Source organism: Achromobacter sp. GQ309 (assembly GCF_059759315.1).
Map to the genome: position 1 here is coordinate 459,845 of NZ_JCAXDP010000002.1, position 13,147 is coordinate 472,991.

Annotated in this window: 14 protein-coding genes; 10 read left to right on the forward strand and 4 right to left on the reverse strand. The window is 68.4% G+C overall.

Features of this window, described 5'->3' with window-relative positions:
- The first annotated feature begins 2 nt into the window (after nt 1-2).
- The 9 genes from AC6CIE_RS07400 (at nt 3) to AC6CIE_RS07440 (ending at nt 9,344) form a co-directional block, all read left to right on the forward strand.
- Nucleotides 3-956: an HlyD family secretion protein gene (locus AC6CIE_RS07400; protein ID WP_481147242.1), complete on the forward strand. Its 954-nt coding sequence runs from the start codon at nt 3-5 to the stop codon at nt 954-956.
- A complete protein-coding gene (locus AC6CIE_RS07405; protein ID WP_175136667.1) occupies nt 953-1,900 on the forward strand; it encodes an ABC transporter ATP-binding protein in 948 nt (315 codons plus the stop codon). Before AC6CIE_RS07400 ends, AC6CIE_RS07405 begins: the two co-directional genes overlap by 4 nt.
- Entirely contained in the window at nt 1,897-3,042 is a 1,146-nt protein-coding gene (locus tag AC6CIE_RS07410) for an ABC transporter permease (RefSeq protein ID WP_175121761.1), read from the forward strand. Before AC6CIE_RS07405 ends, AC6CIE_RS07410 begins: the two co-directional genes overlap by 4 nt.
- Before the next feature lie 5 nt (nt 3,043-3,047).
- Nucleotides 3,048-4,517, forward strand: coding sequence for an efflux transporter outer membrane subunit (locus AC6CIE_RS07415; RefSeq protein ID WP_498091830.1), 1,470 nt, complete (start codon nt 3,048-3,050; stop codon nt 4,515-4,517).
- Nucleotides 4,518-4,649: 132 nt separating this feature from the next.
- Nucleotides 4,650-5,381: a response regulator transcription factor gene (locus tag AC6CIE_RS07420; RefSeq protein WP_175185393.1), complete on the forward strand. Its 732-nt coding sequence runs from the start codon at nt 4,650-4,652 to the stop codon at nt 5,379-5,381.
- A gap of 66 nt (nt 5,382-5,447) precedes the next feature.
- Nucleotides 5,448-5,930, forward strand: coding sequence for a YbaK/prolyl-tRNA synthetase associated domain-containing protein (locus AC6CIE_RS07425; RefSeq protein ID WP_175185394.1), 483 nt, complete (start codon nt 5,448-5,450; stop codon nt 5,928-5,930).
- Between the two features lie 23 nt (nt 5,931-5,953).
- Nucleotides 5,954-7,978 carry an FUSC family protein gene (locus AC6CIE_RS07430; RefSeq protein WP_498091832.1) on the forward strand — a complete coding sequence of 675 codons (2,025 nt, stop codon included), beginning with the start codon at nt 5,954-5,956 and terminating at the stop codon, nt 7,976-7,978.
- A 3-nt stretch (nt 7,979-7,981) separates the two neighbouring features.
- Nucleotides 7,982-8,767, forward strand: coding sequence for an NRDE family protein (locus AC6CIE_RS07435; protein ID WP_498091833.1), 786 nt, complete (start codon nt 7,982-7,984; stop codon nt 8,765-8,767).
- A gap of 142 nt (nt 8,768-8,909) precedes the next feature.
- Nucleotides 8,910-9,344, forward strand: a complete 435-nt coding sequence (locus AC6CIE_RS07440) for a carboxypeptidase-like regulatory domain-containing protein (protein ID WP_175121766.1) — start codon at nt 8,910-8,912, stop codon at nt 9,342-9,344.
- A 61-nt stretch (nt 9,345-9,405) separates the two neighbouring features.
- Here the strand turns inward: AC6CIE_RS07440 and AC6CIE_RS07445 are convergent, their stop codons facing one another.
- Entirely contained in the window at nt 9,406-9,780 is a 375-nt protein-coding gene (locus AC6CIE_RS07445; RefSeq protein WP_056560668.1) for an MAPEG family protein, read from the reverse strand.
- Nucleotides 9,781-10,046: 266 nt separating this feature from the next.
- Between AC6CIE_RS07445 and AC6CIE_RS07450 the strand changes: the two genes are divergently transcribed.
- Nucleotides 10,047-10,883: a CPBP family intramembrane glutamic endopeptidase gene (locus AC6CIE_RS07450; RefSeq protein WP_498091835.1), complete on the forward strand. Its 837-nt coding sequence runs from the start codon at nt 10,047-10,049 to the stop codon at nt 10,881-10,883.
- Nucleotides 10,884-10,895: 12 nt separating this feature from the next.
- Here the strand turns inward: AC6CIE_RS07450 and AC6CIE_RS07455 are convergent, their stop codons facing one another.
- The 3 genes from AC6CIE_RS07455 to AC6CIE_RS07465 form a co-directional block, all read right to left on the reverse strand.
- Entirely contained in the window at nt 10,896-11,951 is a 1,056-nt protein-coding gene (locus AC6CIE_RS07455; RefSeq protein WP_175121768.1) for an alkene reductase, read from the reverse strand.
- A gap of 51 nt (nt 11,952-12,002) precedes the next feature.
- The gene (locus AC6CIE_RS07460) at nt 12,003-12,350 is read right to left on the reverse strand and encodes an ArsR/SmtB family transcription factor (RefSeq protein ID WP_175136674.1); all 348 of its coding nucleotides are present in this window, start codon (nt 12,348-12,350) and stop codon (nt 12,003-12,005) included.
- 69 nt (nt 12,351-12,419) lie between these two features.
- Complete coding sequence (locus tag AC6CIE_RS07465) at nt 12,420-13,142, reverse strand: DUF2238 domain-containing protein (RefSeq protein WP_498091837.1); 723 nt, start codon at nt 13,140-13,142, stop codon at nt 12,420-12,422.
- Between the last annotated feature and the right edge of the window lie 5 nt (nt 13,143-13,147).

The following is a 13,147-nucleotide window of genomic DNA, read 5'->3' on the forward strand; positions in this document are numbered from 1 at the left end:
CCATGCGCACCTTACGCCGCCTGTCCGCCCCCCTCGCCTTGCTGCCGCTGTTCGGCTGCGGCAATAACGACCAGCCGTTCTATCAGGGCTATGTCGAAGGCGATTACGTGTATGTCGCCTCGTCCGAACCGGGCCGCCTGGACACCCTGGCGGTGCGGCGCGGCCAGCAGGTCGATGCCAACCAGCCGCTGTACGCACTGGACGCCACACGCGAGGCCGCGGCACGCGATCAGGCGCAGGCAGAAGCGGCATCGGCGCGCGCGCAACTGGAGGACATCGCCACCGGCAAGCGGGCGCCGGAGGTCGACGTCAGCCTGGCGCAATTGGCGCAGGCGCAGGCCGCCAGCCGCCGGTCCGCGGCGCAACTGGCCCGCGACAATGCGCAGTTCCGCATCGGCGGCATCGCGCGCTCGCAGTTGGACGACAGCCGCGAACAGGCGCAGTCGGACGCGGCGCGCGTGCGCGAACTTCAGGCGCAGGTCGAGGTAAACCGGCTGCCCGGCCGCGACGAGGCCCGCCGCGCGCAGGCCTCCCAGGTGGAGGCCGCCGACGCCGCGCTGGCGCAGGCCGAGTGGACGTTGAACCAGAAGCAGCTGGCCGCGCCGGCCGCCGGGCGGATCTTCGACACCATGTACCGCGTAGGCGAATGGGTGCCGGCCGGCAGTCCGGTCGTGAGCCTGCTGCCGCCCGGCAACATCAAGGTGCGGTTCTTCGTGCCGGAGACGGTGGTCGGGTCGCTGAAGATCGGCCAGCAGGCCACGCTGCGCTGCGACGGCTGCGGCGATCCGATCCCCGTGCGCATCGACTACGTGTCTGACCAGGCCGAATACACGCCGCCGGTCATCTACAGCCGCGAAAGCCGCAGCAAGCTGGTGTACATGGTGGAGGCCCGCCCCGCCCCCGACCAGGCGGCGCGGCTGCATCCGGGTCAGCCGGTGGAGGCGACGCTGCCATGAACGCGCCCGACGCCGGCGGCAACGTCATCGACGTACGCGGCCTGAATAAGCACTTCGGCAACAAGCATGTCGTGAACGACGTGTCGCTGCAGGTTCGCGAAGGCGAGATCTTCGGGTTTCTGGGGCCCAACGGCAGCGGCAAAACGACCTGCATCCGCCTCATGTGCGGCCTGCTCACGCCGGATTCCGGCAGCGGCACATGCCTGGGCTACGACATCCTGCGCGACAGCGCCGAGATCAAGCGCAATGTCGGCTACATGACGCAGAAGTTCTCGTACTGGGAGGACCTGACCATCCGCGAGAACCTGGACTTTGTCGCGCGCATGTACGGCATGCCGCAGCGCAAGGAAGCCGTGGACCGCGCCCTGCAGGACCTCGGGCTGCAGACGCGCGCCGGGCAATTGACGGGATCCTTGTCAGGCGGGTGGAAGCAGCGCCTGGCGCTGGCCGCCTGCCTGCTCCACCAGCCCCGCCTGTTGCTGCTGGACGAACCCACGGCTGGCGTGGACCCGACGGCGCGGCGCGATTTCTGGGAGCAGCTGCACGAACTGGCGGCGCGTGGCATCTCGGTGCTGGTCAGTACGCATTACATGGACGAGGCCGAACGCTGCCACAAGCTGGCCTACATCTCGTACGGCAAGCTGCTGACGCAAGGCACCGCCGACGAGGTCATAGCCGAGCAGCAACTGACCACCTGGGCGATCCACGGCGTCAACCTGGTGCCGTTGGGCCAGCAACTGCGCAGTGCGCCCGGCGTTGACCAGACGGTCGCGTTCGGATCCGCGCTGCACGTCAGCGGCCGGGACGCGGCCACGCTGGAAAGCACGCTGCGCGCGGCGATCGCGGGCCAGGATCTGCGCCTGGAACGCATCGACACCAGCCTGGAGGACGTCTTCATCTACCTGATGAACCGGTCCACCGACAACTTCGCGGGCCAGCCATGACCGCGCGCCTGAACGGCTTTTCGTGGTCGCGCTGGTGGAGCATGGTGCTCAAGGAGTTCCTGCAGCTGCGCCGCGACCGCATTACCTTCGGCATGATCGTGGGCCTGCCGATCATGCAGCTCGCGCTCTTCGGTTATGCCATCAACACCGATCCGCGCCAGATGCCCACCGCCATCATCGCGGCGGACCACAGCCCGTTCACGCGCAGCTTCATCGCGGCGATGCGGTCGTCGGACTACTTTCACATCGTCGAGGAGCTGGACACCGAAGAAGCGGGCCGCGCCGCGCTGGCGCAGGGCCGCGTGCTGTTCGTCGTGACCATTCCGCCGGATTTCACGCGCAGCCTGCTGCGCGGCGAACGCCCGGCGCTGCTGATCGAAGCCGACGCCACAGATCCCATGGCGACGGGCATGGCGCTGGGCGCGGCCACGCAGCTGACGCAGGCCGTCGCGCAAAAGGATCTGACCGGACCGCTTGCCAGTCTGGCGGGCGGCCAGCCGCCTTTCGACGTGCGCATCCATCAGCTCTACAACGAAGAGCAGATCTCGCAATACAACACCGTGCCGGGGCTGATGGGCGTGATCCTGACGATGACGCTGGTGATGATGACCGGGCTGGCGATGACCCGCGAGCGCGAACGCGGCACCATGGAAAACCTGCTGGCGATGCCGGTGCGGCCGATCGAGGTGATGACGGGCAAGATCGTGCCGTACATCGCCATCGGGTTGATCCAGGCCAGCATCATTCTCGCGGCGGCGCATTTCGTCTTCCACGTGCCGATCATGGGCAGCCTGCTGTCCGTGTACCTGGCCGCGCTGCTGTTCGTCGCGGCGAACCTGACCGTCGGCATCACGCTGTCGTCGCTGGCGCAGAACCAGCTGCAGGCGATGCAGCTGACCATGTTCTATTTCCTGCCGAACATGCTGCTGTCCGGCTTCATGTTTCCGTTCCAGGGCATGCCGATGTGGGCGCAGCACCTGGGCAACCTGCTGCCGCTGACGTATTTCAACCGGCTGATCCGCGGCATCCTGCTCAAGGGCAACGGCTGGTGGGACCTGTGGCCGAACATCTGGCCCCTGATGCTGTTCACCGTCATCGTCATGACCGCCGCCGTGAAGTTCTACCGCCGCACCCTGGATTGAAGCCCATGTCCCGCCCCCCCTTCATGCCCGCTTCCCGCCCCCTGTTCTCGATGGCGCTGTGCGCGCTGCTGTCGGCCTGCGCGGTCGGCCCCGACTTCGATACGCCCGCCGCGCCGGACGTTGCAGCCTATACGCCAAACGGGCAGGACGGGCTGCCTGCGGGCCAGCAGCGTCTGCAAGCGGGCGCCGACATTCCCGCGCAGTGGTGGCAATTGTTCCGGTCGGACGCGCTGGACCGGCTGGTGCGGCAGGCGCTGGACGCCAGCCCCACACTGGAAGAAGCGCGTGCGCGCTTGCGGCAGGCGCAGGAAGACCTGGCCGCGGACACCGGCGGGCGCATGCTGCCCGCGGTGGACGGCAATCTGTCGGCGGCGCGCAAGAAGGTCGATCCCGCCGCCTACGGCGTGCCGGTGGCCGAGCCGCCCCCGCCTTTCACGCTGTACAACGCCTCGATCGACGTGTCCTACACGCTGGACGTGTTCGGCGCCAACCGCCGCGCGCTGGAAAGCCTGGCCGCCCAAACGGATTACCAGGCGCATGAACTGCAGGCGGCGCGCATGTCGCTGGCGGCCAACGTGGTCACCGCCGCCATCCGCCAGGCGGATCTGGCCGAGCGGCTGACCGCCACACGCGACCTGTTGGCGGCGCAAGTCAGCCAGCAGGACATCATGCGCAAGCGCCTGGACGCCGGGGGCATTGCCCTGGCCGATCTGCGCAATCAGGAGCTGCTGGTCGCGCAGACCCGCGCCACCGTGCCGCCGCTGGAATACCAACTTGCGCAGGTGACCCACCAGCTTGCTACCTACCTGGGCGTGCTGCCCGCCGCCCTGCAATCGCCGCCGCTGCGCCTGGCGGACCTGACGCTGCCGCCCGACGTTCCGACCGGCGTGCCATCGGGGCTGACGCGCCAGCGGCCCGACATCCTGGCGGCCGAAGCCCTGTGGCGCAAGGCGTCGGCCGACGTGGGCGTGGCCACGGCCAACCTGTATCCGCAGTTCACGCTGACCGCCAGTTTCGGTTCGCAGCGCACGGGCGTGAACGAACTGTCAGACGGCGTCAACGTGTGGAACCTGGGACTCGGGCTGGTTCAGCCTCTTTTTCATGGTGGCGAACTGCGGGCCCGCAAGCGCTCGGCGGAAGCGGCGTATGACGCTGCCGCCGCATCATTTCGCCAGACGGTGCTTGACGGCTTTCGCCAGGTGGCCGATGCGTTGCGCGCGCTGCAGACGGACGGTGACGCCTTCGCGGCCTACGACGATGCGTGGCGCCGCGCAGACGAGGCCGAACGCATCGCGGCGGGCCGCTACCAGGCCGGCGGCATCAGCCACCTGAGCCTCCTGGACAGCCAGCGGCAGGTGTTGCAGACCAGGATTTCGCGCATCGAAGCGGATGCCGCGCGCTACACCGACACGGCGGCGCTGTTACAAGCGCTGGGCGGCGGCTGGTGGAATGAGGCGGTTGCTCCCGCCCCGTAAGCCCGCAAAACGCGCTCTGCGCGGCCATGTCCGAGAATTCGGGTAGGAAAGTGTCGTTGTGCGGGGCTTGGGAAAGCGCGGTATCCCCTCATCATGCAAGCGCTCAAGCTGCATGATGTTTACAACGATTTCATGAATGACCTATTAGACCTGATCGTCTTCGCGCCCGACGCCGGCCAGCGCGTCCGCCGTAGCGACGAACTGGCCGAAATGGGGTTCTCGCCGCGCCCCTGCGAAGACTCCAACGGACTGTTCCGCCTGTTTCAGGCCCGCCGCACCCCGCTGCTCGTGATGCAGGCCGAGTTCACCGATCTCTGCATGGCCGTCGCAGGTCTGCGCGCCATGGACACCACCGCCGGCATCGTTGCCATTTCCGCCTTCGATACCCCTGAGAACCGAATCCTCGGCCTGCATTGCGGCGCCGACGCCTGTTTTTCTCCCGAGGTCGTCACCGGCGAAATCGCCGCAGCCCTGCAGGCGCTGGTGCGCCGGGTCCCCACCACCGCCAACCGCCGCGGGGCGGCCGAGGCCGATGCCCGGCCCGCGCCGCCGCCCGTGGCGTCCGCCGAGCCGACCGGCAAGTGGCAATTCCTGGACGCCGCCTGGACGCTGGTCAGCCCCCAGGGCAGACGCCTGGCGCTGACCCAGGCCGAGCGCGAGTTCCTGCTCAAACTGACCGGCGCGCCGGACAAGCGCATGCCGCGCGGCGATCCACCTGGCATCGACCCGCATTCCGGCCGCGAATCCATGCGCCGCACGGACGTCGTCGTCAGCCGCCTGCGGCGCAAGGCGCAGGACGTCGACGTGGAACTGCCCATTCGCACCGTCTGGGGCTGGGGCTACGCGTTCACCGGGGAAATCTGACGCGCGGCGGGCGTATGATTCCGCGTACAGGGCCGACTCCCGGCCCGCCTCTGCCCCATCCGTCCCATGGAAGTCTTTGAACGCCTGCAAGCCCTGCTCATCCAGAATCAGGCGCGCTACCGCCTGCTCGAACACGCTGCCGCCGGCAAGTCCGTCGAAGTGGCCGCCATCCGCGGCACCGAGGTCAGCCAGGGCGCCAAGGCGCTGGTCTGCCGCGTGAAGATCTCGTCCAACCAGCGCAAGAACGTGCTCGCCGTCTTTCCGGCGGACAAACAGGCCGACCTGGACGCCATCGCGCGGGCGGCGGGCGGCAAGAAGGCGTCGCTGGCCTCGCAGGACCTGGCACGTGAACTCACGGGCTGCGAGATCGGCGCCATCCCGCCCTTCAGCTTCAATCCCGACCTGACGCTGCTGGTGGATCCCAGCCTGCGCGAGCGCCACGACGAAATCGTGTTCAACGCCGGGCGCCTGGACGCGTCCATCCTCCTGAACACCGACGACTACTTCCGCCTGGCCGCGCCCGACGAGGCGCCGCTGATCAAGGCCTGACCGGCGCCGCCCATGAGGCCACCTTGTCCCGCCCTTTGATGACCCACGGCGCGCGCGCCTCCAACATGCGCTGGCTGATGAGCCTGGCGCACATGGAGCCGTCGCCGGTCAACCCCTGGGTGATGCTGCGCGCCGCCCTGGCCATCGGCCTGCCGACCGCGGTGGGCATGGCGCTGGACCAGGGTGCGGCGGCCGCGCTGGTGGCGCTGGGCGCGCTGCCCGCCATCACGGGCGACAACGGCGGCCCCTACCGCAACCGCGCGCTTTCCATCGGTTCCACGGTGTTCGGCGGCGCGTTCGGTTATCTGCTGGGCAACCTGATGTCCGGCCACGGCCTGTGGACGTCTGCCGGCATGACGCTGCTGGTGCTGGCGGCCAGCCTGGTCGGCACCTTCAACAACATCGCCGCGGTCGCGACGCTGCAATTTGCCACGTATGTCATCGTCGGCTCCAGCTTGACGCCCACGCTGCCGCCCTGGCTGCCGCCGGTGCTGGTGGGCGTGGGCGGCCTGTTCGGGCTGGCGCTGACGCTGTCCGGCTGGGTCGTCAACCCGATCGCGCCGGAGCGGGCCGCCGTGGCGCAGGCCTACCGCAAGCTGGCGGCGATGTTCGCGGCCATCGGCACGTCTCGGGTGATGGCCGCGCGCCGCGACATGGAAGCCGCCATGGCCACGGCCTACGACACCGTCCTGGCCGCGCGGGGCCGGTCGGCGGGTCCGTCGCCCAGACTGGCGCGGCTGGCCGCACAGTTGCAGGCCTGCACGCCGCTAACCAACGCCGCGCTGGCGCTGGCGCGCGCCGGCCGCGTGTTGCCGGACGAATGTGCCCGGGTCATGAACCATCTGGCCGACCGGGTCGAAAACGATGCGCCACCGGACGCCCGCGACGACATCGCCGCGCTGCACCGCGCCGGCATGCCGCAGTTGGCCGAGGCGCTGGAACAGGTGCAGCCGCTGCTGCACGGCGCGCGGGCCAGCCAGGCCAACCAGGGCGCCGGGGCCACGGAAGCCATCCAGGCCACCGAGGCCGACGCCTTCGCCACCCTGCAGCCCGCACCGGCGCGCACGCCGTGGCGGGTGCTGATCCGCACGTACCGGCCCGGGCCGACGACGGTCCGTTACCTGGTCCGGTTGGGCCTGTGCCTCGTCGCCGCCGAGGCCGTCGCCCTGGCGGCCGCGCTGCCGCGGTCCTACTGGGTGCCGCTGATCGTCGTGGTGGTGTTCAAGCCCAACTTCGGCTCGGTGTTCGCCCGCGCGCTGCAAAGCTGCGCGGGCAGCGTGGTCGGCGTGGCGATCAGCGCCACCGTGCTTGCGCTGGATCGTGGCGGTCTGGCCAGCCTGCTCACCGTTGCTGCGCTGGCCGCGTTGCTGCCGTGGTCGATACGGCGCAACTACGGGCTGTTCTCGGCGATTCTGGTGCCGATCCTCATGCTGCTGATCGGGGCGCTGCAGCCGGGAAGCTGGGCCATTGCGCTGGCGCGGCTGATCGATGTGGGGGTTGCGGCGGCCATTGTGCTGCTGGTGGGCTACCTGCCGTGGATCCGCATCGAACGCAGCAACCTGGACCATGCCGTTTCCGCCGCCACGTCCACGCTGGCGGCCTACCTGAACACCGTCTTCCAGACCGACCCCGGCAACCGGCATGACCTGCGCGCCCGCGCCTACGCGCGCCTGTCAGACCTGCGCATCGCCCTGCAGCGCGGGCTGTCCGAACCCCGGCTGGTCAGCCGCCGCGCATTGGCTTGGTGGCCGGTGGAAGTCGCACTGGAACGCGTGGCCAACGCGATTTCGGACACGGCCTGGTCGCAGCCTGCCGGTCAAGACGCGCCCGCAGCCGCGCAGGTCGCCCAATTGGCCGCCGAGCTGGACAGCATTGCCGCCGCCGTCGAACAAGGCCTGCCCGTGCCCGCCGCCCCCATCGTGGCGCCATCACCGGCGCTGCGGGACGTCGCCGCCGAAATCGAATCCCTGCGCGTCACGCTGGCCGGCCCCGACTTCACGGCAACGCCCGGCCGCCCCGCCGCCCCTTCCCCCCTTCATCAGGTCTGAATCATGTGTCTTGCCGTACTGGCTCTGCATACGCTGCCCGGCATCCCCGTGCTGATCGCCGCGAACCGCGACGAATTTCATGCGCGTCCCACCCTTCCCGCGGCGCAATGGCCCGACGCGCCAGCCATCTACGCCGGGCGCGATGGTCAGGCGGGCGGCACCTGGATGGGCGCAACCGTTCAGGGGCGCTATGCGCTGGTCACCAACTTCCGCGAGCCCGGCCGGCATCTGGACAACGCCCCTTCGCGCGGCGCGCTGGTCGAGGACTTTCTGCGCGGCGAAATGACGCCGCAGGCCTACCTTGAGACGGTGCACGCCATGGACCAGGCGTACAACGGCTTCAATCTGATCGTGGGCGACACGCGGCAGGCGTGGTATCTGAGCAATCGCGACGGCGGGCCGCGTGCGTTGGACCCCGGCATCTACGCCCTGTCCAACCATCTGCTGGACACGCCCTGGCCCAAACTGGCGCGCACGAAGGCGGCGTTCTCGGCCGTGCTGGAACATCCGTCGCAGCCCGACCTGCCCGCGCTGTTTACCGCGCTTGGCGACCGCAGCCCGGCGGACGACGCCGACCTGCCCGCCACCGGCCTGCCCTTGGCGCGCGAACGCCTCTTGAGCAGCCCGTTCATCGTCAGCCCGGAATATGGCACGCGCAGTTCCAGCGTCATGGCGCTGCACAGCGACGGCGCCGGCGAACTGGAGGAACGGCGGTTCGCCCCGGACGGCTCGGTCAGCGGCGTCAGCCACCTGACGTTTTCCTGGCAGGCGGCCGGCGGCGGCGTGTGATGCGCGGCGCCTGATACAAACGGTTGATTTCCGAGGCGGACGGACGCGAACTCGCCTTGCGCGCGCACGTCGAATGGTTGCAAGCTACCGGCGGAGGCAGCCACAACGCGCTGCCACGCCGGTTTTTCTGCAGGAGAACTCCATGAACAAACGTTTTGAACGCTGCACGATCGCCGCCGCCATGACCCTGGGCACCTTTGCTTTAGCGGGTGTCCTGTCCACCGCCCAAGCGGCCATGCCGCCCGTGCAGCACCAGGGCGCTATCGAATATGTCAGCGGCGGCATCGGCATCGACGAATCCGAATCCATGAAAGCCGCGTCCAGCAGTTATCCGCTGGCATTGACCTTTGCTGCACAACGCGGCGGCAAGGCCGATTACGTCGCCGACGTGACCGTCGCGATCCGGGATGCGCAGGGCAAGGCCGTGTTGCAGACGACCGCGCAGGGGCCCTACATGCTGGTGAAGCTGCCGGCGGGCAACTACCGCATCTCGGCCACGTTTGATGGCAAGGCGCAGGAGCGCGAGGTCACCGTGCAAGGGTCGGGCACCGCGCGCGCCATGTTCGAGTGGAAGTGATGGCACTTAGGCGCGGCTGATACGGCCGCGCCCCCTATCCTGTTCAAAGGCGCCGGACGCGTCAGACGCCCGCGAACAGGATCGCAATGACAAAGCCCACGCCCGCCGTCCAGACCAGCGAGCGCAGCGCGCCCCAGTTCGCCAGGTACATCGCCAGATAGCCCAGCCGCGTGCCCAGCCAGCACGCCATCAGCGTCGCGACGTGCGCGGGGGACGCCTGGTTATACAGCGCAAACAGCACGGCGGCGTAGAAGAACGGCAGCGCCTCGAAGGTGTTGACCTGCGCGGCGTTGGCACGCGCGCGCCAACCCTCCTGCCGGGCCAGCCAGGCCCGCGGGTCGTTGTTGTCGAATTTCTTGCCGCCTGCCTTGGCGATGATCGTGGACACGAACGGCAGCAGCGCCGCCGCCAACATCAACCACGCGATTGTCTTCATTCCTGACTCCATTGCTGCCGGCTTGATGTCCGCCGGACGCGCGGGGCGTGTGCCGCCGCTGCCGCATGGTCGCCTGAAAAGCGGGGGAAGGCAAAGGCGCAGTGGGGGGCTCGGGCGGCACGAGTGGCGCCGCCAGCGTTGGAGCTGAAGTTGGCGTTGGCGTTGGCCGCATCAAACTCGCCGGCGTCGAAAGCGCCAAGGTTGGCGAAGACCGCGCTTACACTCGGTCCTTTGCGATTGCCGCCCGCCTGTCGATGCCGCCTGTCATGCCCTGGTTTGCCCTGTTCCTGGCCGCCGCCTTGCTATGGCCGCCCTGCACGCGCCGCTGGGCGCTTGCCCCGCTGACGCTGACATGGGTCTGGGCATTGGCCGACGGATCGGTCGACCTCATTGCGCTCGCATGGCCCGCGTTGCTGCTGATTGCCGCGGCGCTGGTGCGATCCCACGCGGGGCCGGCCGCGCGCATGGCCGGGCACGGACTCTTCGTGATCCTGGCCGTGCTGCTCTTTGCACATCTGCTGCCCGGGTTTCACAACCTGCGCGTGATTGATCCCGCGCCGCTCAGTCCGGATGCAGTTCCTTTCAGCATGTACCTGAATCTGGACAAACCGCTCGTGGGCTTCTGGGTGGTGCTGGTGTTGGCGCCGCCCATGGCCGCGGCCCATGCGCGTCTGAGCTTGCAGGCGGCGATCCTCGCCTGCGCAGCCGCGGTGGCGGTCTGCCTGGGATTGGCGCTGGCACTGGGCGTGGTGGCATGGGCGCCAAAGTGGCCGGCCTCAGGCTGGATCTGGCTGATCAACAACGCCTTGCTGGTGACGCTGGCGGAAGAGGCGCTGTTCCGAGGTTATGTGCAGCAACGCCTGGCGCAGTGGTGGCGCCATCGCGCATGGGGCGCGTGGGCGGCGGTGGCCGTGGCGGCCGTGCTGTTCGGATTGGCCCATTACGCGGGCGGTTGGCAGTGGATGCTGCTGGCTGGCCTGGCGGGTACGGCGTATGGCGCGGCCTATCGTTACGGCGGTTTGGGCGCCGCCGTGCTGGCGCATCTGGGCTTGAACGCGGCCCACTTCGGATTGTTCACCTATCCGATGCGCGCCGCGTTCTGAAAGGCCGCCGCTTCAGGCCGCCAGCGCCGGATAGTCCGTATACCCTTCAGGACCCGAGGCGTAGAAGGTGGCCGGATTCGGCGTATTCAGCGGGGCCTTGCGCGCCAGGCGCTCGGCCAGGTCGGGCGTGGCGATGTACGGCACGCCAAACGCCACGGCGTCCACCTTGCCGGCCGCGATGGCGGCCTCGGCGGTGTCGCGCGTGTAGCCTTCGTTGCCGATATAAACGCCGCCGAACTCGGCCTTGATCATCGGCGCCAGGCTGTCGGGCGCTTCGTGTTCGCGGGCGCAAATGAACGCGATGCCGCGCTTGCCCAGTTCACGCGCCACGTAGCCGAACAGGCCCGGCAGATCCGAGTCACCCATGTCGTGGGCATCGGCGCGCGGCGACAGATGCACGCCGACGCGGCCCGCGCCCCACACCGCCACGCAGGCGTCGACCACTTCCAGCAGCAGCCGCGCGCGGTTTTCGATGGAACCGCCGTATTGGTCCGTGCGATGGTTGGTGCTGTCCTGCAGGAACTGATCCAGCAGGTAGCCATTGGCGGCATGCACCTCGACGCCGTCAAAACCCGCTTCCTTCGCCATCTTCGCGCCGTGGCGGTAGGCTTCGACCACGCCGGGGATCTCTTCGGTTTCCAGCGCGCGCGGCGTCACGTATTCGCGCTTGGGGCGGACGTGGCTGACGTGGCCCTTGGCGGCGATGGCGCTGGGCGCGACCGGCAGTTCGCCGTCCAGGAACATCGGGTCGGAAATGCGGCCCACGTGCCAGAGCTGCGCGACGATCAGGCTGCCCTTGCCGTGCACGGCGTCAACCACCTTGCGCCACCCCTTGACCTGCTCCGGCGACCAGAGCCCAGGCGTGTCGGCATAGCCCACGCCCTGCGGCGTGACCGCCGTGGCTTCCGTCAGGATCAGGCCGGCGCCCGAACGCTGGGTGTAATACTCGACCATCAGGTCGTTCGGCACGCGGCCGGCGCTGGCGCGTTGGCGCGTCAGCGGCGCCATCACGACGCGGTTGCGCAGGGTCAGGTCCCCGACTTTCAGCGGTTCAAACAGGGGGTTCATGCAAAATCCTTTCGTCCCGGCAATGGGGCGCTTGCGGGTATGGCAGACGGGCTACATATCCAGATTCAATTGCCGCAGAAATGCGGCAATCACGGGTTCATTGCGACGGAAAAAGACCCACTGCCCCACCTTGGTCGCCGAAATCAGGCCGGCGCGCTGCAACACGGCCAGATGCGACGAGACCGTCGACTGGGACAGGCCGCAGCGATCATCGATGTGGCCCGCGCACACCCCGTGTTCGAAGGTGTGGCCCGGACGCTCCTCGAAATACGCATGCGGCGTCTTCAGCCAGGCCAGGATGTCGCGGCGAACCGGATTGGCCAGCGCCTTGAGGATGGCGTCGGCGTCGATCGCGAGTTGCGCGGCGTTCTGGTCGGAGGGTGAGGAAGTTGCGGTCATATTGGTATATCGCAATTTATCGAATCATATATCGGGTTTATCCGATATATCGTCATGCCCCTGTTGCAATCAAGGATTTGGGGTGCCGGTCGTGCGGTCCTGCGGCAGGCTATCTGGCCGGCGGCTCTCCGGCTTCAGGCTATCGGCCCAGTCACGGGCAAGGTCGCGCTGTGCCTTCCAGTTGACCAGCGCCGTGATGGCCATGGCAATCACCGCGCCCAGCGCTGCCAGCGCCATGTCCTTCTGCGCGTCCCAGATGTCGCCCTGCGTGCCCAGGTAGGCCGCCCCCAAGTCTCCGCCAAAGAACTCCGCGGCGCCCCACTCGATCAGTTCGTAGAGCGCCGAGGTCGACAGCGTCACGTCCATCGGCAGGAAGTACGCCCAAAAGCCCCGCACCTCGGCCACCCGCAGGAAGATCTCGCGGATCGGATAGGCCAGCAGCAGCCCATACGAAAAATGCACGACGCGGTCGAAATTGTTGCGTTCCCACCCGAGCACGCTGTTCAGGGTGCGGCCGGTCAAGGCGCGCCACCAGTCGTCGTACGGCACGAGCGAATACGTGTAGTGCGCGCCCACCGTGTGCAAGCACAGGAACAGAAAGATCAGCGTGTATGACACCCGCGAAAACACGAACGCCCGCCGCGTGGCAAACAGCACGGCGCCCAGTCCCAGCACCAGCGCGTTCTCCAGCGCCCAGGCCGAGCGGTCATGCGGATTGATGGCCAGCGCCACCCAGATGACGGCAAACACGCCGGCCAGCGTGACCAGATAGCGGCGGCGCGCGTCGGCCATGGTGC

Bases quoted from the DNA above. Each gene is read 5' to 3' on its own strand.
- AC6CIE_RS07440 (WP_175121766.1), top strand. From the start codon at position 8,910: ATGAACAAACGTTTTGAACGCTGCACGATCGCCGCCGCCATGACCCTG.
- AC6CIE_RS07420 (WP_175185393.1), top strand. From the start codon at position 4,650: ATGAATGACCTATTAGACCTGATCGTCTTCGCGCCCGACGCCGGCCAG.
- AC6CIE_RS07445 (WP_056560668.1), bottom strand. From the start codon at position 9,780: ATGAAGACAATCGCGTGGTTGATGTTGGCGGCGGCGCTGCTGCCGTTC.
- AC6CIE_RS07425 (WP_175185394.1), top strand. From the start codon at position 5,448: ATGGAAGTCTTTGAACGCCTGCAAGCCCTGCTCATCCAGAATCAGGCG.
- AC6CIE_RS07465 (WP_498091837.1), bottom strand. From the start codon at position 13,142: ATGGCCGACGCGCGCCGCCGCTATCTGGTCACGCTGGCCGGCGTGTTT.
- AC6CIE_RS07450 (WP_498091835.1), top strand. From the start codon at position 10,047: ATGCCCTGGTTTGCCCTGTTCCTGGCCGCCGCCTTGCTATGGCCGCCC.
- AC6CIE_RS07415 (WP_498091830.1), top strand. From the start codon at position 3,048: ATGTCCCGCCCCCCCTTCATGCCCGCTTCCCGCCCCCTGTTCTCGATG.
- AC6CIE_RS07435 (WP_498091833.1), top strand. From the start codon at position 7,982: ATGTGTCTTGCCGTACTGGCTCTGCATACGCTGCCCGGCATCCCCGTG.
- AC6CIE_RS07410 (WP_175121761.1), top strand. From the start codon at position 1,897: ATGACCGCGCGCCTGAACGGCTTTTCGTGGTCGCGCTGGTGGAGCATG.
- AC6CIE_RS07405 (WP_175136667.1), top strand. From the start codon at position 953: ATGAACGCGCCCGACGCCGGCGGCAACGTCATCGACGTACGCGGCCTG.
- AC6CIE_RS07400 (WP_481147242.1), top strand. From the start codon at position 3: ATGCGCACCTTACGCCGCCTGTCCGCCCCCCTCGCCTTGCTGCCGCTG.
- AC6CIE_RS07460 (WP_175136674.1), bottom strand. From the start codon at position 12,350: ATGACCGCAACTTCCTCACCCTCCGACCAGAACGCCGCGCAACTCGCG.
- AC6CIE_RS07455 (WP_175121768.1), bottom strand. From the start codon at position 11,951: ATGAACCCCCTGTTTGAACCGCTGAAAGTCGGGGACCTGACCCTGCGC.